Genomic DNA, 25905 nt, shown 5'->3' on the forward strand with positions numbered 1-25905 from the left:
ATTAAAGATTAAATTGAGCTTTCAATTCATTAGCAATACTATCTTCATTATTTGAACCTATAGTTTTCTTCGCTTTTTGCTGAATATCTGGTTCTGAATTTCCCATTGCAATACCTAATCCAACGGTTTCTAGCATAGAAACATCATTGAAATTATCGCCAAAGGCAATCACCTTTTGTAAATCAATACCTTCTGTTTTTAATACTTCCGCTAATCTTGCACCTTTGCTGTTACCAACACTGGTAATGTCAACCCTATCAACCCAAGACCATTCCGGGCTTACTTGATCAAGCGGTAATTTTTCGACAAATTTTTGCATTTTGGCAAGATCTGGATCGCTAATAAGCACTTTCCATACGGTTACACCTTTATCAATTTCTTGTTGGAAATTTTCTACCTGATAAACATTCGGACGAACTTCTGGTGCGCAAGACTCAACCCATTTTTGGAATTTAGTGAAGTGAATATTCAAAGACTCATAAGTCATTGCATCTTCAAAATAAACAGCAGTATGAATCCCTTGAGCTTGTGCATCATTAACTAATTTTGAAGCAATTTCTGCTGATAACGGATTACCGCTTAATACTTTTTCATTTTTAAAATCATACACATAAGTGCCATTGCAACACACAACTGGCGTATCCAGCCCTAGTTCTACATAATAAGGGCGAACCGCAGTATGGTGCCTACCGGTAACAAAGTAGACTTTAATTCCCTTTTCTCTTACCTTTTTAATAGCCTCTTTACTGGATTCTAAAATTGTTGCGTTCGATGAAAGTAGTGTTCCGTCTAAATCAAATGCAATAGCTTGGTAGTTCATAGTATTCCCCTATAAATAAATAGATAAAAGAAAAGGCAACCATTTGGTTGCCTTAATATTCTACTCTAAGTTAGTCAAAACTAGAAATTATTTACTGCCATCATATGCTGGGGTTTGATAAAGTGGAGCCGGACCATTAGGACCTGCAACATTGCCACCTTCATTTTGTTTCATTACACCACCATTTGCAGAAATTTCAACACGACGGTTAGGGCGTAAACAATCTTTTAATGCTTGACCAGTTTCACCATCACAAGCTTTTACTTGATTCGCTTTACCATAACCTACCGCTTCAATTTGTGCTGTAACGCCTTGTTGTACTAAACGAGCTTTAACTGTATTAGAACGACGCTGTGATAGGTCTAAGTTATAAGCAGCAGAGCCTAAACGGTCTGTATAACCTGCTACTTTAACTTGTTGTGCTTTAGATGCTTTTAATTGTTGAGCAACATTATCAACAACTTCTTTACCTTTTGTAGTTAAAGTCGCTTTATCGAAATCGAATAAGAAATCGCCAGTTAAAGTAAATGATGAGTTTCCATTACATCCATTTGGATACCAGAAGAAACTTTGTGCATTCATATTTTTATCGAATAAAATTTTAAATTGGCAAATTTTATGTACGCCGTTTTCACGGTAATTGAATGCATAGTCCCATTCACGAACACCATATAAGCCTTCTTCGAAATGAGGACGACCAATTAGATTATATAATTGATCTTTGTTCATCCCTTTTTCAATTTGACGAACGTTTTCCCAGTTTGGCCATGAACCAAATTGTGAACCATCGTGGTTAAATTCAGATTCTGAGATTTTCGGGAATACCGGGTTTTCAGTTGTTCCTTCATCACTCACTTTACTTAAGTTACCACAAGCAGCCACTGCTAATGCCACTGTCGATAATAAAAATCCACGGAAAAGGGCTTTTTTTTCCATTTTCATATTAAGTTTCCTTATAGTAATCTATATAAAAAATAGCTTCACAACCTATTAAAGTCGCATTCGGACGGATTCTACAATACAAATATAATTAATTCTATTAAATTTACGTAAAATAACATTTCAAATATATTTAAGATACTCCACTTTTAATTGCAAAGATTTCTCTCCTCGAAATTCATTAATATCCAACCTATAAACTAATCTTGCCTTTTTGATCGATAAGTCAGGAAACGCCCTTACATCCACATTAAACCAAATTGCATCAAATAGTTGTCCTTTCTCTGATTGCAACATTAATTTTAAATGCTTACCTGCGAGTAATTTTTGTTGGAGAATGCTAAACTCCCCTTCAAAACTAGGTTCTGGAAAATGTTGTCCCCAAGGCCCACCTTGCCTAATCATCTCGGCATTGGCTAAAGTAAACTCTTGTGCATTTAACTCACCATCGGTATAAATGATGCCTTGTAATTGCTCAGGCTCGATAATTGCATTAATAGATTGGTCAAATATTTGTTTAAATAAATCTAATTTTGATTGATGGATAGTCAAACCAGCCGCCATTGCGTGTCCACCAAATTTTTCAATCAAGTCTGGATGTCGCATATCGATATGTTCCAGTAAATCTCGCATATGTACTCCGTTGATCGAGCGAGCAGAACCTTTTAGATATTCACTTTCCTCACTTTCTTGTGCAAAAGCAATAACAGGACGGTTAAATTGATCTTTAATGCGAGAAGCTAAGATCCCAATTACACCTTGGTGCCAATCTGCTTGATATAACACTATTCCGTGTGCCTGTTCAGACTGCGCAAGACTTGGCAAATTCGCACAAATCGACAGTGCTTCTGCTTTCATTTCTTGTTCAAACTCTTTTCGGGTTTGATTAAGAGAATCAAGCTCAAGCGCAAGCTGGCGAGCTAATTCCATATTTTCACAAATCAGTAACTTAACCCCTAACGACATATTTTCTAGCCGCCCTGCTGCATTCAGACGCGGCGCAATAGCAAAACCCAGATCTGCGGCTTGTAAAGTAGAAAGATCTCGTTTTCCCACTTCTGCTAAAGCTTTTATTCCTAAACGACAATGTCCCGAACGAATTCGCTGTAGCCCTTGGTGAACCAAAATTCGATTGTTTTGATCTAACGGCACTACATCAGCCACTGTGCCTAAAGCGACTAAATCCAGTAATTCAGCAAAATTTGGCTCTGGTTTATTTTCAAATAAATGTTGTTCTCTCATACGAGAACGCAATGCCATCATTACATAGAAGATCACGCCTACCCCGGCTAAAGATTTAGACGGAAATTCACAAAAAGCTAAATTGGGGTTTACCAGTGCATCTGCATTGGGTAGGCTCTCTGGCGGTAAATGATGATCGGTAACCAAAACTTGAATCTGATGGCTTTTTAGCAGAGCAATGCCTTCAGTCGAAGAAATCCCATTATCTACCGTTAAGACTAAATCCGCCCCTTTTGCTAATACCATTTCAGCAACCGCCACACTCAATCCGTACCCCTGAGAAAAACGATCCGGAATTAAATAATCTACCTTATCGAAACCCAATTGGCGTAACGCAATAAGGGCAAGCGATGTACTGGTTGCACCATCTGCATCAAAATCACCCACAATAATGATCCGGCTTTTTTCACGAAAGGCTTGTAATAGCAAGTCAACGGCTTGCTCAATATTGGCAAGTTGCTGTGGTCTATGCAAATTCTTTAAATTATGCTCTAGTTCTTGCGTATTCTTTATGCCTCGACTTTGATAGATTCGATTTAATAACGGGTTTGTAGATACTATTTCCGTTGTTAATAATGGGCGCCTTTTAATTATTTTTTCCACAATACTCTTCTTTAATGAAACAACAAGCGGTCTTCTTTTGCAAAAATTTTACAAAAAAAGACCGCTTGTATTCAAGTTAATGAATTACTCACTTAACATTTTCGCTAATTCTTTAGGCTCTACATAACCACCAATCAACTCACCTTCTGAAGTTACCATATTTGGGGTACCTGTCACACCAAATTTAATCCCTAATTGGTAATGTTTTTTCACAATATCCGGCGTTTTTATTTGGGTTGGTAATTTACCATCTTCAGCATCATTCAGTGCTTTTACTTTATCTGCTGATGTCCAAATCGCTTCCATTTGTTTTGCTGTTTGGGTATTCATTCCACCACGCGGGAATGCCAAATAGCGAATGGTAATACCTAAATCATTATATTCTTTGATTTTAGTATGTAGTAAATGGCAATAATGGCAAGTAATATCCATAAACACCGTAATCACATGTTTCTCATTTTTCGCTGGATATACGATCATTTCATTAGTGTATGAATTCAATTCTGCCAACAATCCTTGATTAGTAATATCAATCGCTTTACCATTTTTTAGCTCAAATACTTTACCTTGAATTACATAACGACCGTCTTGGCTGATATATACAACACCTTCATTTGAAGTCGCCATTTTAAAGCCTGTTAATGGAGAATCTGAAATTTTAACATCTGTGGCTCCAATTTTTTCAAGCTGGCTTTTTAGTTTTGCATCTGAAGCAAACGTGATGGTTGATAAACACATTAATCCTAAAGTGATTAGATTTTTTTTCATTGAGAATCCTTACATTTTTAATCTACTTTCTACATTCTTCGCTTTATTTAAGAATGCTTGACGTTCTTTATTACCCATACCTGAATTTGAGCCGGGCAATTTTACCGTAATCGGGTTGACCGGTCGACCATTAATATGGAATTCATAGTGTAAATGAGGCCCGGTTGAACCGCCTGTATTACCCGATAATGCTATCCGCTCCCCTTTTTTAACACTCTGCCCTGGTTTTACCAACGTTTTGCTGAGGTGCATATAAACAGTCGTAATGTGTCCGTGTTTTATCCGAATATAACGTCCTGCTCCACGGGCTTGATATGCAACATGCTCTACGACACCATCACTTGGTGCGATGATCGGAGTACCTATTGGCACACCATAGTCAACCCCTTTATGCGGACTAATTCTCCCTGTAATAGGGTGTCTGCGTTTGGGGTTGAAAGAAGAAGTTACTCTTGCTGCAAATAATAATGGATGACGAGCAAACCCTCCACTTAATGTTTCACCATATCGACTATAATAGCGTCCATTATCTGCTTGAATAGCATAATAACTTTTTTTACTGCTAATTACATGGATTCCTTCCACATTTCCTAAATCCGTTACTTTACCGTCAATATATTCCCGCTTAATCAGAATTGCAAACCTATCCCCTTTTTTTAATTTATTCGTCGCAATTTGTGACTGCAATCCAACCGCTAGCTGGTTAATTTGGCGGTCTGATAAGCCAACGGCTTTTAAGCTAACCGCAAAACTATTCTGAATAGTTCCTCTTACAACATCTAACTTCCATTCCCCTTTTTTCTCAAATCTTTGAAAAGAAAATTTACCATTTTCTTTTCGCTCATAAACCCGTTCCTCTTTTTCGGAAACCAGCCAGTTCATATATTCTAATTCACCGTCATTATCTAATACCCAATAAAATTGTTGACCTGGTTCTAATTGTGCTAATGCCGAATGCTGCTTAATTAAATTTTTCGCAACGGATGCAGTTAAGCCTGATTGCTCTAATACATCTTTAAGTTTATCGCCTCGAGCTACGGTATAACTGAATTGGTTTTGAATTCGTAGTGCTTGGTCAGCCACATCAAGTAAATCTTCTAATGCTTTTTCAGCTTCTTCTGGGAGTTTTTCCCCAGGAACTTGATTTTCAACCGTTTCAATCCCTTCTTCTACTTCATCGTCTTGCCCAACTAATTCATCTTCATAAGAAGTCGCTGTTTGATCATCAACAATTTCGTCGTCATGTTCGATTACTAATGCCGACTGAGTCAGTAAATCAGTCACATAATTAATAAAACTGGAATGTTGCTCCTGATGGAGAGTATTATTTTCCGCCAAATTAGTGTTGATACTCTGATATTTTTCCTGTTTATCAATGGCAATAATATCTTCCTGTGAAGATGTATTATTGATTGAGGATTGATCTTTTAGTGCGAGAACAATACCAACAAATAGACTAAATACCGCTAATAAGAAAACCGCAATCTTAAAATGTTTTTTATGTCGCTTACGATCTCTCGCTAAAATTACATGTTGCAAAATATATCCCGCTATTTTTAAAATTTACTAAAATTTACATATTTTTCTGAGTAGACTATTTTACCAAGAAAAAATTCATTTAATCTATTGTCACAACACGAAAAATCAGCTAATTTTAACTTAATACCCCTAATTTTTTTATATCAATGAAAATCCATCATCTTAAACCGAATCTAAATACCACTAAATTTGAACTATTCAAACAGAATTTATCCGCGACAGCACTGGTTTCTCTTGAGAATATTGAAGTGTCTTTCAATGGACAAAAAGCATTACAAAATATTAATTTATCTATTTATCCTAACTCTATCACGACGATAGTCGGGCCAAATGGTGGAGGAAAATCTACCCTGCTTAAAATATTGCTAAAATTACTTAGCCCAAATAAAGGAAAGGTTATTCATCAAAAAGGACTCAAAATTGGCTATGTACCACAAAAATTGCATTTAGAACCCTCGATGCCCATTACTGTTTATCGATTTCTTGCGCTAAAACCACATACTACCAAAGAAATGATTAACCAAGCACTAGATCTGTTTTCTATTACCCATCTCACTGAAAATAGTATGCAAAAATTATCGGGTGGTGAACTTCAACGTGTATTGCTGGCTCGGGCAATTTTAGATCGTCCGCAACTTTTAGTGTTAGATGAACCAATGCAAGGCGTTGATATTATAGGCCAAACCGAACTCTATCAATTACTTAATAAAACAAGGGATCTCCTTAACTGTGCTATTTTAATGGTCTCACACGACTTAAATATTGTGATGGCGAATACAGATGAAGTGCTTTGCATCAATAAACATATTTGTTGTGCCGGTAGCCCCGAAGTCATTACACACGATCCGAGCTTTATCCATTTTTTTGGCGACCAATTTGCACGTAATGTTGCATTTTATTCACATAAACATAACCATCACCATAATTTACATGGCGATATCTGCCTTGGTGAATGTAGTTGTAAGCACTAATAGGCGTCCTTTTTACTAAATGTTTAAAATTTGTAAAAATAATGCTAAAAATAACCGCTTGTAGCACAAGATTTATCTAAAAATCAGACTTACTTCACATTTTATTTGCTTAAATTGGAGTATAATAAGGGCGTGATTTCATACCACAAACAGGTCAGGTCTTTATGCAATATACACATTTTGATGATTGGCTTGCATCATCTGCATTAGGCGGTGCAAACCAATCTTATATAGAAGAAATTTATGAACAGTATCTAGAAAATCCAGCAAATGTTGATGAAAGCTGGAGAAACATCTTTGATTCATTTCCTAAAACTCCCCAAGTTGAACAAGCTCACACCCCTATTCGTGACTATTTCCGTAAATTAGCCCGTGAACAGCAACCTCAATCCGTCACTATTATTGACCCAGAAGCAGGGGCGAAACAAGTTCGCTTACTGCAATGGATTAACGCTCATCGTTTCCGTGGCTATTTAGAGGCAAAACTTGACCCAATTAACTATTACCGTTGGAAAACCTCCAGCGTGCCTGAATTGGACTACAAATATCACGGCTTCACCGATGAAGATCTCAACGAGACCTTTACGGTCGGTCGCTATGTGTATGATAAAGACACAATGAAACTCAGCGAACTGGATAAAGCATTAAAAGAAACTTATTTAGGGCCTATTGGTTTAGAATTTATGCACGTTCAAGATATTGAACAACGCAACTGGCTTCAAGCCAAAATGGAAAGCGTGCTAAACAAACCACTGTTCACCAAAGCAGAAAAACTGAATTTATTAAGCGAATTGACCGCTGCCGATGGTTTAGAGCGTTACTTAGGGGCAAAATTCCCGGGGGCAAAACGGTTCTCATTGGAAGGTAGTGATGCCTTTATTCCGATGATGAAAGAAATTATCCGCCACGCTTCCCGTCAAGGTATGACCGATGTGGTTTTAGGTATGGCACACCGTGGTCGTTTGAATATGTTAGTGAACGTATTTGGTAAACGCCCGGCAGAATTGTTTGATGAATTTGCCGGCAAACACGCTGATGAAAGCCGCACGGGCGATGTGAAATACCACCAAGGTTTCTCCTCAAACTTTGCCGTAGATGATAAAAACGTTCACCTTACCCTTGCTTTCAACCCATCGCATTTAGAGATTGTTAGCCCGGTGGTAATCGGCTCAGTGCGTGCAAGACAAGAACGTATGCGTGATACCGAACACGAAAAGGTGCTTGCGGTGACCGTTCACGGTGACTCTGCAGTGGCAGGGCAAGGTGTAGTGCAAGAAACCTTAAATATGGCAAATGCTCGTGGCTATAAAGTAGGAGGCACTATCCGTATTGTCATAAACAACCAAATCGGATTCACCACCTCTAACCCAAATGACACCCGCTCCACCGAATTTTGTACCGACATTGCCAAAATGATTCAGGCACCGATTATTCACGTTAATGGTGATGATCCGGAAGCTGTTGCCTTTGCAGCGAGAATGGCTGTGGAATATCGTACTAAATTTAAACGTGATATTTTTATTGATTTAATCTCTTACCGTCGTCACGGTCATAATGAAGCCGATGAGCCTTTAGCAACTCAGCCGATGATGTATAGCATCATCAAAAAACACCCGACACCTCGCAAAGTCTATGCGGATCGTTTAATTACCGAAGGTGTTTTAACCAACGAGCAAGAAATCGAGATGTTAAACCTGTATCGTGATGCCTTAGACAACGGCGAATGCGTTGTGCCGGAATGGCGTGAAATGGATATGGCAGCGGTCGATTGGCTACAATATCTCAATTACGACTGGACTGCCCCATACGAAAGTAAATTCCCTGAAGAACGATTCTTAACCATTGCCAAACGGGTGTGCGAATATCCGGCTTCGCTTAAAGCTCATTCTCGGGTGGAAAAGATCTATGCTGATCGTAAAGAGATGTACGAAGGCAAGAAATTATTCGACTGGGGTATGGCTGAAACAATGGCATACGCTACGTTGTTAGACGAAGGCACACACGTTCGCCTTTCAGGGGAAGATGCAGGTCGTGGAACATTCTTCCATCGCCACGCAGTAATCCACAACCAAAATGATGGTACGGGCTATGTGCCATTAACGCAATTACACGCTAACCAAGGACGTTTCCAAGTGTGGGACTCCGTACTCTCTGAAGAAGCGGTACTCGCCTTTGAATATGGCTTTGCCACTACCGACCCGAAAACGCTCACCATTTGGGAAGCTCAATTTGGGGATTTCGCTAACGGGGCTCAAATTGTCATCGACCAATTTATCAGCTCAGGCGAACAAAAATGGGGCAGAATGTGCGGTTTAGTGATGTTATTACCACACGGCTATGAAGGACAAGGTCCGGAACACTCCTCTGCTCGAGTGGAACGCTATTTACAGCTTTGTGCCCAACAAAATATTCAGGTTTGTGTGCCATCAACGCCGGCACAGGTTTACCATATGTTACGCCGCCAAGCGATTCGCAAAATGCGTCGCCCATTAGTTGCGATTACACCGAAATCATTGCTACGCCACCCACTTGCGGTGTCGTCTCTTGATGAGCTGATTAACGGTTCATTCCAAAATGTGATTGGTGAGATCGATAACATTGACCCTAAACAAGTCAAACGTGTGGTGATGTGTTCAGGTAAAGTGTACTACGACTTAATTGAAAAACGCCGTGAGAATAACCAAACCGATGTAGCGATTATTCGTATTGAGCAACTTTACCCGTTCCCGCTGGAGGAAATGCAACAAATTCTTGCCCCTTACGCTCACGTTAAAGACTTTGTATGGTGCCAAGAAGAGCCGCTAAACCAAGGGGCGTGGTATTGCAGCAAGCACAATTTTGAGGCTTCTCTGCCGGAAGGTGCAAAATTGACCTACGCAGGCAGACCAGCTTCCGCCTCACCGGCAGTGGGTTATCCGTCTTTACACGCAAAACAACAAAAACAACTTGTTGAAGATGCTTTAACGATCGCTTAATAACAAAAATGGGCGTGCATACGCCCTACAAGCGGTTGATTTTTAAGAAAAGTTTACCATTTACGCTGTTGGAGTTTTAAAACTCTCTCGAAAAAAGGAATAAGTTATGACCATTGAAATTTTAACCCCCGATTTACCCGAATCTGTTGCCGATGCAACCGTTGCCACTTGGCATAAAAAAGTGGGCGACAATGTAAAACGTGATGAAATTTTAGTCGAAATTGAAACTGATAAAGTTGTTTTAGAAGTGCCTGCTTCAAGCGACGGAATCCTTGCTGAAATTACGCAAGAACAAGGTGCTACAGTTGTTTCTAAGCAATCACTGGGTAAATTAGTGGTAGCTAAAGCCGGTGATATTAGCCCAGCAACTATCGAGCAACAAACAGAGGCAACCCCTTCAGATCGCAAATATGCCGCGATTGAAAACAGCCATACCAATGCAGATGATCAAGGCCCAGCGATTCGCCGTTTATTAGCCGAACACGACTTACAAGCCGCTGATATTCAAGGCAGTGGTGTAGGCGGCAGAATCACCCGCGAAGATATTGAAAAAGAGATTGCCAAACGAGTGCAAATCAACCAAGTGAAAGAGTCTGCAACCAGCCAAAACACCGTTAGCACTGTAGCATTTAACAGCCGTAGCGAAAAACGTGTGCCGATGACACGACTCCGCAAACGTATTGCCGAACGCTTACTAGAAGCAAAAAACACTACCGCAATGCTCACTACTTTTAATGAGCTGGATATGCAACCGATTATGAATTTACGCAAGACCTATGGCGAAAAATTCGAAAAACAACACGGCGTGCGTTTAGGCTTTATGTCGTTCTATATTAAAGCAGTGGTTGAAGCGTTAAAACGCTACCCTGAAATCAATGCCTCGATTGATGGCGATGATGTGGTTTATCACAACTATTTCGACATCAGCATTGCGGTTTCTACCCCACGAGGCTTAGTCACACCGGTGTTGCGTGATTGCGACAAAATGAGTATGGCGGATATCGAGAAGAAAATTAAAGAACTTGCCGAAAAAGGGCGTGACGGCAAATTAACCGTTGAAGACTTAACCGGCGGTAACTTCACTATCACTAACGGCGGCGTATTCGGTTCTTTAATGTCCACCCCAATTATCAACCCGCCACAAAGTGCGATTTTGGGTATGCACGCTATTAAAGACCGCCCTGTCGCCATTGACGGGCAAGTGGTAATCCGCCCGATGATGTACCTAGCCTTAAGCTATGACCACCGTTTAATTGACGGCAAAGAATCTGTCGGTTTCTTAGTGACAGTCAAAGAGTTATTAGAAGACCCAACCCGTCTTCTTTTGGAAATTTAATCGAAAATATGACCGCTTGTACTTTTAGCTGCAAGCGGTCTGTTTTTAATAAAATTTGACAAAATCCGATAAACGCTCTATTTGAGTTCCCTTCTGAGCCACCTGAGCGACTTTGAATTTGTAGGAAAAATTTAGTGTTTGAGCTTGCAAGGCAAGCGAGTTATAAATTTTTCCGTCAAGCAAATTCAAACTAAGCGAAGAAGGTGGCGAAGCAGGGTGTGCTTTCTTTTGGTTACTTTTCTTTGCACAAGCAAAGAAAAGTAACATAAAAAAACCAAACGAGGAAACTCTATGAACCTACACGAATATCAAGCAAAACAAATATTCAAACAATACGGGCTTCCCGTAAGCCAAGGGATTGCTTGCAAAACGGCGGAGGAAGCCGTTGAGGCAATCAACAAACTACAAGGCGAACAGTGGGCGATAAAATGCCAAGTTCACGCTGGTGGGCGTGGCAAAGCCGGTGGAGTAAAGTTGGTTCGCAATGAAACAGAAGTTCGTGAATTTGCCGATAAATGGCTCGGCAAACGCTTAGTAACCTTTCAAACCGATGCTAACGGACAACCGGTTAATACCTTATATTTAGAAGAAACCTGCAATATTGACCGTGAATTGTACTTAGGGGCAGTGGTTGATCGCTCTGCTCAAAAAGTGATTTTTATGGCATCAAGTGCCGGCGGTATGAATATTGAAGAAGTAGCGGAGAAAACCCCTGAATTAATTCACAAAGCAGTAATTGACCCACTCACCGGTGGACAAGCTTATCAAGGGCGTGAGTTAGCGTTTAAATTAGGCTTAAAAGGCGATGAAGTTAAACAATTTGCGGATATTTTCGTGAAACTGGCTAACCTATTTGTTGAAAAAGATTTAGCTTTATTAGAGGTAAATCCACTTGTCATCACTAAAGAAGGGCAACTACTCTGCTTAGATGCAAAAATGTCGATTGACAGCAATGCTCTCTACCGCCACCCGGAACTTAAAGAGTTACAAGACCCATCGCAAGATGATGAACGTGAAGCCGAAGCAGAAAAATGGAATCTTAACTACGTTGCATTAGACGGCAATATCGGCTGTATGGTAAACGGTGCAGGGCTAGCAATGGGGACGATGGATATCGTCAAACTTTATGGCGGTAAACCTGCTAACTTCTTAGATGTTGGTGGTGGGGCAACCAAAGAGCGTGTAGCAGCAGCCTTTAAATTGATTTTATCTGACCCGAATGTAAAAGCTGTGTTAGTCAATATTTTTGGTGGTATTGTCCGCTGCGATTTGATTGCTGATGGTGTGATTGCAGCAGTTAATGAAGTAGGCGTAAATGTGCCTGTTATCGTACGTTTAGAAGGCACTAATGCTGCACAAGGACGAGAGATTTTAGCCAATAGCGGACTCAGCATTCTGGCGGCATCATCACTCAAACAAGCGGCTGAATTAGCGGTAAAATCTGCAAATTAGGAGGAAAAATGTCGATTTTAATTGATAAAAACACAAAAGTAATTTGCCAAGGTTTCACCGGCGGACAAGGTACTTTCCACAGCGAACAAGCCCTTGCTTATGGCACACAATTAGTCGGTGGAGTTTCGCCGAATAAAGGTGGTACAACCCATTTAGGCTTGCCAGTTTTTAACACCGTGCGTGAAGCGGTAGAAACAACAGGTGCAACTGCAACCGTTATCTACGTTCCCGCTCCCGGCTGCAAAGATGCCATTTTAGAAGCCATTGATGCCGGCATTCAACTGATTGTCTGTATTACCGAAGGCATTCCAACTTTGGATATGTTACAAGTCAAACAACGCCTAAACCAAACCGGCGTAAGAATGATCGGCCCGAACTGCCCGGGTGTGATTACCCCTGATGAGTGCAAAATCGGCATTATGCCGGGGCATATTCATAAAAAAGGTAATATTGGCATTGTTTCCCGTTCTGGCACTTTAACTTATGAGGCAGTTAAACAAACAACTGACGAAGGGTTTGGGCAATCTACTTGTGTTGGTATCGGTGGCGATCCTATTCCGGGTTCTAACTTTATTGATATTTTAAAGTTATTCCAAGACGATCCTGAAACTGAAGCGATTGTGATGATTGGTGAAATCGGTGGCTCTGCCGAAGAAGAAGCGGCTGCCTTTATTAAAGAAAATGTCACCAAACCTGTAGTCAGTTACATTGCCGGTGTCACCGCACCTAAAGGCAAGCGTATGGGACACGCCGGAGCCATTATCAGTGGCGGTAAAGGCACTGCCGATGAAAAATTTAAAGCCCTTGAAGAGGCAGGTGTGACAACAGTCCGGAGTTTAGCCGAAATCGGCTCCGCACTGAGAAAAATTTTAGGCTAAACTAAAAGTTCAAGCGGTCATATTTACCCATTTTTTTGTAAATATGACCGCTTGTTTTTTGCCATTAAATTACTCTTTCGATTTCCAAATTAATGGGTCAACACCTTTATGGATAAGGTCTTGATGTTCTTCAATTCTAAACACTGGCTCTTTGCCACTTTTCACTTGGCGAAGATAGTCTTTTAAAATAATCCAGACAATCGGAGCAAGAATTAAGATAGCCACCAAGTTAATTACCGCCATTGATGCCATCACTGTATCGGCAAATGCCCATACAATACCGCCGTCTCTTACTGCACCGAAGTACACAAAGAATAAAACGATGGCACGGAATCCCCACACAAACCACGGACTGTTTTTAATGTAGCGGATATTAGTTTCTGCATACGCATAGTTACCAATAATGGAAGTGAAACAAAATAGTAAAATCACAAAGGCCAAAAAGTGTAATCCAAATTCGCCTAAATGGAATTGTAATGCAGTTTGAGTAAGTGAAATACCTCTTAAAGTTTCACCACCATAGTTATTTGACATAAGAATGATCACTGCGGTACAAGTACAGACTACAATCGTATCAACAAATACGCCCAACATTTGAATTAAACCTTGGCTTGCCGGGTGTTTAGCATCAGAAGTTGCAGCAGAGTTTGGTGCAGACCCCATACCGGCTTCGTTTGAGAATAAACCACGTTTAATCCCCATCAGCATAGTTTTGGATACCAATGCTCCAAACATTCCACCTGCAGCAGCAGAAAAATCAAAGGCGCTTTCAATAATTAAAGAGATTATACTTGGCACTTTTTCAATATTCATACCTAAAATAATTACTGCAATAATCAAGTAGAATAATGCCATCATTGGAACAACTTGAGCAGAAACTTTACCAATACGCTTGACCCCTCCAGAAATAATTAACCCTGTAATCACCACTAATGTCATGCCTACGTAGACTGGGTTCCAATCCCACGCATTTTTGGTTGCTTCCACAATAGAGTTAGATTGCACAGCATTAAAAGCAAAACCAAAGGTGAAGATAAGCGTTACTGCAAAAGCAATCGCAAGAGAAGGAAGTTTTAAGCCACGAGTGATGTAATAAGCAGGTCCACCACGGAACATACCATTTGGATCCCTAGTTTTATATAGTTGAGCTAAAGAAGATTCAGCAAAGGCAGAACTCATTCCCATTAGTGCTGTAATCCACATCCAGAATACCGCACCTGGCCCACCAAGAGCAATCGCAGTAGCAACCCCACCAATGTTGCCAACTCCAACACGGCTGGCTAAGCCAGTAGTAAAGGCTTGGAATGGAGTTAATGATTTCCCTTCACTAGAACGTCCCCCCCACATTTCACGCAAACTTTGCGGAAGAAGACGTAGCTGGACAAAACCTGTTGTAAGAGTGAAAAATAACCCTGCACCGAGCAATAGGATAATCGTTACGTCCCAAAGTGGACCGTCGATTGTGTTCACAATCCAAGTCAGTACACTCTCAAAGAATAGAATAATTGAATCCATAAAGACCTCTTAATTGAAAATAAAACTTCCACATTGTAACTGATTTAATATTTTTAAAAAGTTTTTTTAATACTTTTAATAAAAATTTTTAATAACTTATTAATTTAGCGTTTGAAAAAAATGCCTGTACCAGTATCAATGAAACTACTGTGAAATAATACCATTCCAAATAGAATTAATGCGAGTCCAAGTGTAAATTTTAATATCCAAACGATATTTCGATTAATTTGAGCTGAAAAATACCATTGGCTAACCTTAACTGCCTTATTTCTCGCAATGATAACAAGATAAGCAAATAAGCTTAAAGTCAGCCCTGTTCCTACTGCCATAGCTAATGCTGAAATAACCCCCCAAGCATAGAGATTGAGCGTATAAGAAAGAAATAAAACAAGAATAGCACCAGAGCAAGGTCTTGAGCCAATACTCAATACTAACATCAGCCGTGCTTTCCAATCTTTCACTTGCTGCATTTCATTTGAAGTTGGCAAATGTTTATGGCCACAGCTACAATTTTCGGTATGAATATGCCCTTTCTGCGTAACAAGCGGTAATTTTCCAGCTTTTTTTTGCGAAATCCGAATGGATTTAATGATAGGCTTTCGTGCTTTATTAACCGTTCGATACACCTGATAACACCAGTAAATGCCGAACAAGATCATCAAACCAAAGCTCCCCCGCTCAACCCATTTTAGGGTTAAATTAAAATATTGGCGAGAGAGAGTAAAAATCACCACAATGACCGTCACCAATGAAATTGCCACTGAGCCCTGCACCAATGCTGAGGCAAAAGTGATTTTCATCGCCTGATTTAATTTTGTTTTTTCAAAAGAAAGATAACTACTCAGAATAAATTTTCCGTGACCGGGCCCAACTGCGTGAAATACCCCATATAAAAAGCTAATAAATACTAAGGTAATACCGGCTTTACTTTGATTTTCAGCCAATTCATTGAGAGAAGCGGAAAGCTGTAAATTAAAATTTTTTTGCCATTCCATCACTTTAAACAATATCATTGGATAAAGCTGATAAAGAGCAAATAGGCTCAAAAATCCTATCGATATCATCCCCCAATGTGTTACTTTTAATCGCATATAATCTCCACTTTTTGGGCAAATTGGGCACCAAGAGAGTAATCTCCATTTTCAGGCATATCCGGTGATTGGTTTTTATCCAAACCAGAAGCATATAAGCGTAACTTACTATCTACTTGAGGTTGCACCAATGTTGCTTTACAACTTGCATTACTGATATTGACATCAGCAGGGCGATTATATTCCATCGCAATGTAATAACTCGGTTCATAAGTATAGAATCTCACTTTACTCTGCTTTAATTCATAAGGATTAGCTAAATGAAAAGTAATATAAAAAATCACTCTGTTATTCTTGATTTCAAAGCGAGTTTCTGTGGGTTTTGTCGTAAATTTTATCGGCTGATTTTGGCTATCATATAAGGTGCTAAAATAATGATTTTGCAGTGCAGTTTGCACCATCTCTGCGGTGATATTTTGCTGAGTTTTTTCTTTATCTTGACTGTTTTTCACTTCATAAATTAACTCAGAAGAAGCGATTTCATCCATCATCCATTCCATCTGAAAAGATTTCAACATTGAACCTTCCACAATAACATTCGTTTTCAAATCAACAAATGAATGTGGGTGAGAAAAAACTGGCATTGAATATAATGCAATTAACGTGATAATCGTCTTAATAAATTTCATATTTACTTTCACTATAAAATAAAAAAGCGAACAAGTTCCCCCTGTTCGCATTTCAAGAATTTAGTGAGTTGGTCGATAAGCCGAGTTCTGTCGTGGACAATCATTCCTCTAGGCGTACATTTACATATACGCTCAAGCAACCTACCCGAACTCTCAGCGGGCCACCGATTGAGTTCCTATTTGGTCTTGCTACGAGTGGAGTTTACCCTGCTGTGGAATGTTACCACCCACACGGTGCGCTCTTACCGCACCCTTTCACCCTTACCGACAAAGCCGGCGGTCTGCTCTCTGTTGCACTGGTCGTAGGCTCACGCCCCCCGGACGTTATCCGGCACTCTGCCCTGTGTAGCTCGGACTTTCCTCTCGTTTACTTGTCCCCCAGTTTACATTTTCACGAATTTAGAGGCTTCAATAAACCAGCGATTGCCTAACCAACTCAGCACTAGAGTATAATGCTTTCGCAAAAAATTGCAAGGAAATAACCGCTTGTAGCTATTATGGCAAAATAAAAAAGGATTAAGTTCATTTAAAAACTTAATCCTCTTCGCTTTAATTCACTCGTAAAAATTACGCACGTTTGAAGTCTAAGTGAACTAATTTTGGTTTAGTTGGGTGGCGTTGAATTGCTTGTACTTTTACTTGCTCTTCTTTACCTGCAACAACGATAGTTAATACTTCGTTATAGAATGAATCGTGAACTTGTGCGTTGTTCACTTTATCGTGATCTAAAATGATTGATACAGGCTCTGCATTACCACCGTAGATGATTGCAGGAACTTGACCATTGTGACGCAGGCGGCGGCTCGCACCCTTACCTTGCGCAGAACGAACTTCAGCTTCAAATTTGAATGACATAGTTTTATTCTCTTAAATAAAATGGGGAAATCCCCGTGAATAGAAAAAACAGCAGGCGACCCAGCTGTTTCCGAAAAAATATCGGCATATCCGTCTCGATATGCCGACTGCGTATTTTACTAAAGTTGCAGAAAAATGCAATGTAAAAATATTAAGCAACCAGTTTTTTCAACTGCTCTGCATAAGCTTCCCAATCTGTAATTGGTCGAGTTGCTACACCTGATTGAATTGCTGCTTTTGCTACACCAATCGAGACATTCACGATCAAACGTGGATCAAATGGCGTTGGAATAATATATTCCGGGCCAAACGATAATTCGCCATAAGTTGAAATAACTTCAAACGGCACAGGTTCTTTAGCCAACTCTGCAATCGCATGGGCTGCTGCCATTTTCATTTCTTCATTAATGGTTTTTGCCCCAACATCTAATGCTCCACGGAATAAGAACGGGAAACAAAGCACATTATTCACTTGGTTTTTAAAGTCTGAACGACCGGTACATACAATCGCATCTGGACGGACAGCCTTCGCTTCAGCAGGTGTAATTTCCGGCACAGGATTCGCTAAAGCAAGAATTAATGGATCTTTTGCCATTGTTTTAACCATTTCTTGCGTTAAAGCTCCGCCTTTTGAACAACCTAAGAAAACATCTGCATTCGCAACAGCATCTGCCAATGTTCTCCAACCATTATCTTCTATTGCATAGAATTGTTTGGTTTCGTCCATCTTATCACCACGACCTTGGAAAATAACGCCCTTAGAATCGCACATTGTGATATTTTCTTTTTTCACACCTAATGAACGGAGTAAGTTAGTACACGCAATCGCTGATGCTCCAGCACCGTTTACCACTAAACGTACTTCTGAAATTGCTTTACCTACCACTTGTAATCCATTAATCACCGCCGCACCGGTAATAATTGCCGTACCGTGTTGATCATCGTGGAACACAGGGATTCCCATACGTTCACGTAATTTTTGCTCTACATAAAAACACTCAGGTGCTTTAATATCTTCCAGATTAATGCCACCAAAAGTCGGTTCTAACGATGCAATAATCTCTACTAATTTCTCCGGATCAGTTTCATTAATTTCAATATCAAACACATCAATTCCGGCAAATTTCTTAAATAAAACCCCTTTTCCTTCCATCACAGGCTTACTTGCTAAAGCACCAATATCGCCTAAGCCTAACACTGCTGTACCATTAGAAATAACTGCAACTAAGTTACCTCGTGCCGTATAACGATAAGAAGCTGAAGGATCTTTTTCAATCGCTAAGCAAGGCTCAGCAACCCCAGGAGAGTAGGCTAAAGCTAAATCATGCTGAGTATCTAATGCTTTAGTAGGAGTAACGGAAATTTTTCCGGGGATTGGGAACTCGTGGAAATCAAGCGCCTGTTGTTTTAAATCGCTCATTTTAGAAACCTTATAATCTATAAAAATAAAAGTAATCAATAGCCAAAGAGTAGCCATTTTACCCTAAATTTTTTCGCATTTTTATGGCTTTACTCTCATTTTTTATGATATTTACAAAAAATAATACAAAAACGACCGCTTGTTTTACTCAAATCAAGCATTCTTCATCTTATTGATAAAATAAGAGACCATTTCAGAAGCTATATCAACATCATTTACTCTCTCTATGCCTTCAAATCCTGGGCTGGCATTGACTTCTAAAATAACTACGCCTTTCTCTATCCGCAGAAAATCAACGCCTGCAATATCAAGCCCTATCGTTTTAGTTGCTTTAATTGCTAACGCACGTTCCATCTGAGTTAATTCAATCGGTTGAGCCGTTCCACCTTGATGAATATTAGCTCTAAAATCGCCTGTTACGCTGGTTCGGCTCATTGATGCTACCACTTCATTGCCAATCACAAACGCCCGAATATCTTGTCCTTCAGCTTCGCTCACAAATTGTTGGCATAAATAAGGCTCATTTACTTGCCTAAAGGTCGCTAACACGGCCTCGGCATTATTTTTGCCTTCAAATAGCATTACGCCATTGCCCTGTGAACCATTTAGCACTTTTGAAATAAGTGGAAAAGCAAATTGATTGAGTTGTGATTTCACCGAAACCAAATGCCCTGCAAAATTCGTATTGGGAACGGGTAAAGTATGTTCTGCTAATTTTTGCAATGTTCGCCATTTGTCTCTAGCTAACGCAAATGCCGCTGAATGATTTAAAACCGGAATACCTTTTGCTTCAAAATGGCGTAACACCGAACAGCCCATTTCAGTGCTACTGGTGCCAAAGCGAGGCAAAATACCGCCATAATCCGGCAACAATACCGGCTCCGGACGGTTTTTATCATAACTCTCACCAGCTTGATAATAGATTTGAAATTTGCCATTTTCTAACCCGAGTAGCATTCGATTAGGGTCTAAAATATCCAGCTCAATCCCCTTTGCCTCACAAGCTGCTTTTATTCGACAGCAGCTATATAAACGAGGCTCTCGGCATAGCATTAGCCACTTCATTTTTTCAGTAATCCTTTCTGATTGAAAAACGGCAAAATATGCGGACGAACAGGCTTATCCAATGTTTTATGAATGGCTGCTTGCCATTGTTGTGGCTCGCCGATTCTTGCTTGGTAGTAAGCGGTCAAATTTTCATTATATTTTGCAAATTCAGTCCAATCAAAATCCTGATATTGATTGTTATAACAAACCAAACTATTCGGCAAACGAGGTTTTATTGCAGGGTCTTGTGCCGGATACCCCAAACACATACCCACCAGTGGCACACAGTATTCCGGCAACCTAAGGGCTTTAGAAACTCGCTCAATATCATTACGCAATGCCCCAATATACACCGCTCCCAGCCCTAGTGATTCGGCGGCTAAAAATACATTTTGAGCAAAAATACCGGTATCTACCGCCCCAATTAACGACACCTCTGCCCATTCTAATTGCGATTCAGGCACAAGTTGTTTGTGTTTATTAAAATCAATACAGAACACCAAAAATTCAGCACAATCTACCACATATTGCATACCTGAAACGGCTTTTAATGTTTCTCGAATCTGCTTATCGGTTACACGAATCACGCTCACACATTGCAGATGATTTGAACTTGAAGCCGCTTTGCCTGCCTCAATTAAGGTTTGGAACATCGCTTCAGAAATAGGCTGTTCGGTAAATTTACGAATAGAACGGTGAGATAAAATCGTCTCAAGAGTCGGTTTACTTTGCATATTTTTCTCGTCTAAAGTTTATCTAAATAATTTTTGCCATCAAGCAAGCTTACCTGTCGCATAATCCACGCTTGGCGTTTTCGCATACTCGGGCCGGGTTTATCTACCCTAAACACCAACGGGTTAGGCAAAGAGGCTGCCAATAGTGCGGATTCTTGCAAGGTTAGCTGTTTGGCTGATTTTTTGAAAAAATGCTTTGCGGCTGCTTCCACGCCAAAAATGCCGTTGCCAAATTCCGCAATATTGAGGTACACCTCTAAAATCCGATCCTTACTCCACACATTTTCGACTAACAGAGTTAAAGGCACTTCTATCCCTTTGCGTAACCAGCTTTGCCCGTGCCATAAAAACATATTTTTTACCGTCTGTTGCGAAATGGTTGAGCCACCACGCACTTTTTTGGATTTAGCATTCAGTTTCAAGGCAGTTTCTATCGCTTGTAAGTCAATGCCAAAATGGCTTTCAAACTTTTGATCTTCTGAGGCAATCACAGCCATTTGCATTTGCCACGAAATCTCGTTCAGGCTCACCCACTCTTTTTTGATTGGATAAGATTTCCCCTGAACCAAATTTTCCACCTTTTTTTGCACCATATACGCAGAATAAGGCACCGGTAACACCGAAAAAATCAGTATCGGAATTAGAAAAAATGTACCACCAAAGGCTAATAAGCGGCTCGAGCCAAACCAAAGCCAGCCCAGTTTACTTCTTATTTTGCGAGGAATAAAAAAAAGCCCTATTTTCTTCAAAAGAGAGCTTAAAAATCGCTTGTTACGCTTTGCCATTGACTGTTCCGTTAACCTTGCCGTTCACCCATTGCAGAAAATCTTGATCGAGTGTTTTAAGCATATTTGAACCACGAGTGATGGTTGCCGCACTGGTGTTTAAATTTTGTTGGATTTCCCGTTGCGAATCTTCACCTTTTAGCAAAGCTTGCACAATTTGTAAACGTAAGCCTAATGAACCTCGCTCATCGGCGGTGAGAAACATTGAGAAAAACGGCTCAAGTCTATCTTCCGCAACCGCTTGTTCAAGCAGAGCCAAAAACTGCGTCCACTCGTTTGGATCTCGCTGGTTATAGAGTGTTTTCATACTGTCCCTTGAAGTAAAAACGGTGACAAGCGGTCAGATTTTTACAAAATTTTGCAGAAAAACGACCGCTTGCTCTCCATTATTTTTTCGATTTTTTACCGCCACGTTGGTCGTCTAACTCTGCCCCTTTCGGTACGCTGAATTTAAACAAATCGCTTGAGACACCGCCGGTAGTAATATTGCGTAACACATATAAGTTACTTTGCCCGTCACGCTCAATGGTGCTGAAACCTTTTAATAAACCGCTTTGGTCAATCCGCACATCAAACTGTTTTAAATTGCTTTTCTTCGATTTTGGCTTAAGCACGAAAGTATCAGCACTTTGGCTGACATCATATTGATCCCAGTGGCTTTTATCACTGCTGGTTAATAAGACGAATGGCGTATTATTCACTGCATCTTGCACGGTATTTACCGTAACTTGTGAAACGAAAGGATCGTAAAACCATAAGTCTTTGCCGTCAGACACAATCAAATTTTCTTGTGGCGATTTGGTATCCATTCTAAATAAGTTCGGGCGTTTTACTTGGAATTTGCCTTTGCCTTGCTGAATTTGTTTACCTTTGCTAGAACGCACGGTTTGGTCGAAATCCGCACTGTATTGGCTTACTTGTTCCAAACGGCGTTGTAATTCTGCAACAGATTGTGCATCAGCCAATGCCACATTTGCCAAGCCAAATAACGCTAAACCGAATACCGATTTTTTAAATAATGTTTTCATTTGTTTTCCTTTTTACCAACAAGAATTTTCTTGTTTGACAATAAAATCATCAAAAGTTTCATATTAATGAACTGTTACAACAATACAATAAAATCCAAACTATGTATAGTTGAGAATATGTAGGTTTATATTTTTTGTTTTCCTTTTTAGCTCCTTTCTTTGAGCTACGAGGGGCTAGGGAGATTTGGTAGCCATATTCACAAAGCTAGAGAATTGATAACTCTCAAGTCTATATACATCATTCTATTTTTATTTATTTTCTTCGTTTATCTCTTCTGCCAAATCTCCCCCTCCCCTCTTTGCTAAAGAGGGGGGATTGCTCATCAAATATATAAGCTAATGAGCCTCGTCCCAGTTTTCGCCTATGCCGACTTCGGCAATTAGTGGCACTTTGAGGCTAATCGCTTTTTCCATTTCGGTTTTGATTAATTGGCTGTAATGGTCGATTTTATCGGCTTTGACTTCAAACACCAATTCATCGTGAACCTGCATAATCATTTTGATTTCATCATTATCACGAATCGCATTATCAATGCCAATCATCGCCACCTTAATAATATCGGCAGCCGTGCCTTGCATTGGGGCATTAATTGCTACCCGCTCTGCGGCTTTACGCAAAATAGCATTGCCGGATTTAATATCAGGCAAGTACAAACGGCGACCAAATAGGGTTTCAACATAGCCTTTTTCAACTGCAACTTCACGAATATCGGTCATAAATTGTTGAACTGCTGGGTAACGTTGGAAGTAGCGATCCATATATTTTTGAGCCTCAGCACGCCCAATCCCTAATTGGTTTGAAAGCCCAAATGACGACATTCCGTAAATCAGCCCGAAGTTAATTGCTTTCGCACTGCGGCGTTGTTCGGAGGTGACTTCACCTAACTCCACCCCGAAAATTTCGGCAGCGGTAGCACGGTGAATATCTTTGCCCTCCGCAAAGGCGTTGATCATTCCCTCATCATTCGATAAATGAGCCATAATCCGTAGCTCAATTTGTGAATAGTCGGCAGCGACAATTTTATAACCTTCTCTCGCAACAAAAGCTTGGCGAATCCGTCTGCCCTCTTCATTGCGGATCGGAATGTTCTGCAAATTCGGATCGCTGGAAGAAAGGCGTCCGGTTGCAGTGACCGCTTGGTTGTAAGAGGTATGCACCCGCCCTGTTTTTTTGTTAATCAGTTGCGGCAATTTATCGGTGTAGGTGGATTTCAACTTACTTAGCCCACGATGCTCCATTAATAACTTCGGCACTAAATGCCCTTGTTGAGCCAACTCGTCTAATACTTCTTCGTTGGTTGAGGGTGCACCTTTTGGCGTTTTCTTCAACACCGGCAAGCCTAATTTTTCAAACAAAATCTCTTGTAATTGTTTGGTTGAGGCAAGATTGAAGGTTTGTCCTGCCTCTGAATGTACTAATGTTTCAACTTCCGCCAAGCGTTTTTCAATTTCAGCCGACTGGGTCAATAATTTTTTCGGGTCAATCAACACGCCGTTGCGTTCAATTCGAGAAAGCACGCTCACAAGTGGCATTTCAATTTCATCGAATAATTTCACCAATTCAGGCTCTTTCTGTAATTTTTCCCACAATACTTGGTGGAGTTTCATCGTTACATCAGCATCTTCTGCGGCATATTCAGCCGCTTTTGCTATCTCGATTTTATCGAATGTCAGTTGGTTTTTCCCTTTGCCGGCAAGCTCTTCAAACGGAATCGTTTTATGCCCCAAATAACGGGCGGCTAAATCATCCATATTGTGACGACCGGTGCTATTTAGGGCGTAAGATTCAATCATCGTATCAAAAGCAACGCCTTGCAGCTCAATACCGTAGTTCGCAAAAATGGTTAAATCATATTTAATATTCTGCCCGATCTTTTTAATCTCTGGGTTAAGCAAAATCGGCTTGAGTTGGCTTAAGGAAGCGGTCAAATTTAGCTGATTTTTTACCAATTCTTCGAAAGACGGGTTTTCTGAACTCTCCTCATCGCCAAACATATCAGCTTGTTGAGGCTGGGCTTTTTGCTTATGCCCAAGCGGAATATAGCACGCCTCGCCATTTTCAAGTGCAAAAGAAATACCGACCAAATTAGCCGTCATTGCATCAAGGCTGTCAGTTTCGGTATCCACCGCAATCAAACGTGCCGCCGAGAGTTTTTCAATCCAGGCTGATAATTTCTGTTCGGTATCAACGGTCTCATATTTGCCGCGATCGATCTCGACCACATTTGCAACATTTTCCTCATTTCTGACCGCTTGTGTGGCTTGGTAATTATTCGGCACTTTTTCGCTAGTGGTTTGCGTCACCGGGTTAGCGTTTTGGTTTACTTCAAATAACCAACGCTTAAATTCGTAGTGCTCAAACAAGGTCGCAAGTTCCGCCCGATCTTGCGGCTGCGTTAAAAGTTGATCGTGAGTGACATCAAGTTCCACATCGGTTTTGATGGTAGCAAGCAAATAAGATAAATCAGCATTCGCTTTTTCCGCTTCCAATTTTGGGGCAAAATTTTTCGCCCCACGGAAAGAAAGGGTGGCTATTTGATCCAAATTAGCATAAATCTGTTCCAGTGAACCGATGCCTTGCAATAAGGCTAATGCGGTCTTTTCTCCTACCCCTTTGACACCCGGAATGTTGTCGGCGGAATCGCCCATTAATGCCAGAAAGTCGATAATCAATTCAGGTGGAATACCGTATTTTTCGATCACCCCCTCTCGGTCTAGCACGATGTTGTTCATGGTGTTAATCAACATAATGTGATCGTTCACCAGTTGTGCCATATCCTTATCGCCGGTACTGATCAGCACATCTTTGCCGTCTTTAGCGGCTTGCACTGCAAGTGTGCCGATCACATCGTCTGCCTCAACGCCTTCAATGGAAATCAACGGGATCCCAAGGGCTTTGATAATACGGTGCAAAGGCTCAATTTGAGGGCGTAAGTCGTCCGGCATTGGTGGACGGTGCGATTTATATTGCTCAAACAACTCATCACGGAAGGTTTTCCCCTTGGCATCAAACACCACGGCAATATGGCTTGGGTTCATTTGTGAAATCAGGCTTTTTAACATATTCAGCACGCCATACATTGCCCCTGTCGGCTCTCCTAAGCGATTAGTGAGTGGAGGGAAAGCGTGAAATGCTCGATATAAATAGGAAGAACCATCCACTAATACCAGTGGATTTTTTGCGATAGTTGCCATAAAAATCTCTTTATAATCAAATAAATATTGGCGTTATTATACAAGAATAGGCGAAAAATAGGATAAAAAAAGCGTATTTCTGC

At 40.4% G+C, this 25905-nt stretch carries 21 protein-coding genes and 1 other RNA gene; 5 read left to right on the forward strand and 17 right to left on the reverse strand.

What is annotated here, in order from left to right:
• Position 1: 1 nt before the first annotated feature.
• The 5 genes from ACJ7Z2_RS08760 to mepM all read right to left on the reverse strand — a co-directional run bounded on the left by ACJ7Z2_RS08760 (position 2) and on the right by mepM (position 5911).
• Complete coding sequence (locus tag ACJ7Z2_RS08760) at positions 2 to 820, reverse strand: pyridoxal phosphatase (protein WP_409500034.1); 819 nt, start codon at positions 818 to 820, stop codon at positions 2 to 4.
• An 87-nt stretch (positions 821 to 907) separates the two neighbouring features.
• Positions 908 to 1756 (reverse strand): OmpA family protein, encoded by an 849-nt coding sequence (locus ACJ7Z2_RS08765; protein WP_126302725.1) that lies wholly within the window; start codon positions 1754 to 1756, stop codon positions 908 to 910.
• A gap of 126 nt (positions 1757 to 1882) precedes the next feature.
• Positions 1883 to 3604, reverse strand: coding sequence for a single-stranded-DNA-specific exonuclease RecJ (gene recJ / locus ACJ7Z2_RS08770; protein WP_409500035.1), 1722 nt, complete (start codon positions 3602 to 3604; stop codon positions 1883 to 1885).
• An 84-nt stretch (positions 3605 to 3688) separates the two neighbouring features.
• Entirely contained in the window at positions 3689 to 4372 is a 684-nt protein-coding gene (gene dsbC / locus ACJ7Z2_RS08775) for a bifunctional protein-disulfide isomerase/oxidoreductase DsbC (RefSeq protein ID WP_006249160.1), read from the reverse strand.
• A gap of 9 nt (positions 4373 to 4381) precedes the next feature.
• On the reverse strand, positions 4382 to 5911 hold the full coding sequence (gene mepM, locus ACJ7Z2_RS08780; protein WP_006250755.1) for a murein DD-endopeptidase MepM: 1530 nt from the start codon (positions 5909 to 5911) through the stop codon (positions 4382 to 4384).
• 146 nt (positions 5912 to 6057) lie between these two features.
• Here mepM and znuC point away from each other — a divergent pair, with 146 nt between their 5' ends.
• From znuC to sucD, 5 genes are all read left to right on the forward strand, one after another.
• Entirely contained in the window at positions 6058 to 6882 is an 825-nt protein-coding gene (gene znuC / locus ACJ7Z2_RS08785) for a zinc ABC transporter ATP-binding protein ZnuC (RefSeq protein ID WP_409500036.1), read from the forward strand.
• A 164-nt stretch (positions 6883 to 7046) separates the two neighbouring features.
• On the forward strand, positions 7047 to 9857 hold the full coding sequence (sucA, locus tag ACJ7Z2_RS08790) for a 2-oxoglutarate dehydrogenase E1 component (RefSeq protein ID WP_409500037.1): 2811 nt from the start codon (positions 7047 to 7049) through the stop codon (positions 9855 to 9857).
• Between the two features lie 106 nt (positions 9858 to 9963).
• Complete coding sequence (odhB, locus tag ACJ7Z2_RS08795; protein WP_126301945.1) at positions 9964 to 11193, forward strand: 2-oxoglutarate dehydrogenase complex dihydrolipoyllysine-residue succinyltransferase; 1230 nt, start codon at positions 9964 to 9966, stop codon at positions 11191 to 11193.
• A gap of 291 nt (positions 11194 to 11484) precedes the next feature.
• Positions 11485 to 12645, forward strand: coding sequence for an ADP-forming succinate--CoA ligase subunit beta (sucC, locus tag ACJ7Z2_RS08800; RefSeq protein ID WP_409500038.1), 1161 nt, complete (start codon positions 11485 to 11487; stop codon positions 12643 to 12645).
• 8 nt (positions 12646 to 12653) lie between these two features.
• Positions 12654 to 13523 (forward strand): succinate--CoA ligase subunit alpha, encoded by an 870-nt coding sequence (gene sucD / locus ACJ7Z2_RS08805; RefSeq protein WP_409500039.1) that lies wholly within the window; start codon positions 12654 to 12656, stop codon positions 13521 to 13523.
• 69 nt (positions 13524 to 13592) lie between these two features.
• Here sucD and ACJ7Z2_RS08810 read toward each other — a convergent pair whose 3' ends face one another.
• From ACJ7Z2_RS08810 to polA, 12 genes are all read right to left on the reverse strand, one after another.
• Complete coding sequence (locus ACJ7Z2_RS08810; RefSeq protein WP_126301941.1) at positions 13593 to 15038, reverse strand: alanine/glycine:cation symporter family protein; 1446 nt, start codon at positions 15036 to 15038, stop codon at positions 13593 to 13595.
• 104 nt (positions 15039 to 15142) lie between these two features.
• Positions 15143 to 16129 carry a nickel/cobalt transporter gene (locus ACJ7Z2_RS08815; RefSeq protein ID WP_409500040.1) on the reverse strand — a complete coding sequence of 329 codons (987 nt, stop codon included), beginning with the start codon at positions 16127 to 16129 and terminating at the stop codon, positions 15143 to 15145.
• Positions 16120 to 16758, reverse strand: a complete 639-nt coding sequence (locus tag ACJ7Z2_RS08820) for a DUF1007 family protein (RefSeq protein WP_409500041.1) — start codon at positions 16756 to 16758, stop codon at positions 16120 to 16122. Before ACJ7Z2_RS08820 ends, ACJ7Z2_RS08815 begins: the two co-directional genes overlap by 10 nt.
• Before the next feature lie 60 nt (positions 16759 to 16818).
• Positions 16819 to 17197, reverse strand: an RNA gene (rnpB, locus tag ACJ7Z2_RS08825) — RNase P RNA component class A.
• Between the two features lie 128 nt (positions 17198 to 17325).
• Positions 17326 to 17613, reverse strand: coding sequence for a 50S ribosomal protein L25 (gene rplY / locus ACJ7Z2_RS08830; protein WP_006247821.1), 288 nt, complete (start codon positions 17611 to 17613; stop codon positions 17326 to 17328).
• Between the two features lie 151 nt (positions 17614 to 17764).
• On the reverse strand, positions 17765 to 19033 hold the full coding sequence (locus tag ACJ7Z2_RS08835) for a malic enzyme-like NAD(P)-binding protein (protein WP_154704420.1): 1269 nt from the start codon (positions 19031 to 19033) through the stop codon (positions 17765 to 17767).
• A 153-nt stretch (positions 19034 to 19186) separates the two neighbouring features.
• Positions 19187 to 20098, reverse strand: a complete 912-nt coding sequence (locus ACJ7Z2_RS08840) for a RimK family alpha-L-glutamate ligase (RefSeq protein ID WP_409500042.1) — start codon at positions 20096 to 20098, stop codon at positions 19187 to 19189.
• The gene (gene nfsA, locus ACJ7Z2_RS08845; protein WP_409500043.1) at positions 20095 to 20814 is read right to left on the reverse strand and encodes an oxygen-insensitive NADPH nitroreductase; all 720 of its coding nucleotides are present in this window, start codon (positions 20812 to 20814) and stop codon (positions 20095 to 20097) included. The genes ACJ7Z2_RS08840 and nfsA overlap by 4 nt, the downstream gene beginning before the upstream one ends.
• Before the next feature lie 11 nt (positions 20815 to 20825).
• Positions 20826 to 21599, reverse strand: a complete 774-nt coding sequence (mtgA, locus tag ACJ7Z2_RS08850; protein ID WP_409500044.1) for a monofunctional biosynthetic peptidoglycan transglycosylase — start codon at positions 21597 to 21599, stop codon at positions 20826 to 20828.
• Entirely contained in the window at positions 21586 to 21906 is a 321-nt protein-coding gene (trpR, locus tag ACJ7Z2_RS08855; RefSeq protein ID WP_409500045.1) for a trp operon repressor, read from the reverse strand. The genes mtgA and trpR overlap by 14 nt, the downstream gene beginning before the upstream one ends.
• Positions 21907 to 21985: 79 nt before the next feature.
• Positions 21986 to 22627 carry an outer membrane lipoprotein chaperone LolA gene (lolA, locus tag ACJ7Z2_RS08860; RefSeq protein ID WP_006250685.1) on the reverse strand — a complete coding sequence of 214 codons (642 nt, stop codon included), beginning with the start codon at positions 22625 to 22627 and terminating at the stop codon, positions 21986 to 21988.
• Positions 22628 to 22963: 336 nt separating this feature from the next.
• Entirely contained in the window at positions 22964 to 25822 is a 2859-nt protein-coding gene (gene polA / locus ACJ7Z2_RS08865; protein WP_409500046.1) for a DNA polymerase I, read from the reverse strand.
• Positions 25823 to 25905: the final 83 nt, after the last annotated feature.

The sequence above is a fragment of the Mannheimia glucosida genome, from assembly GCF_046267875.1.
GTDB lineage: Bacteria > Pseudomonadota > Gammaproteobacteria > Enterobacterales > Pasteurellaceae > Mannheimia > Mannheimia glucosida.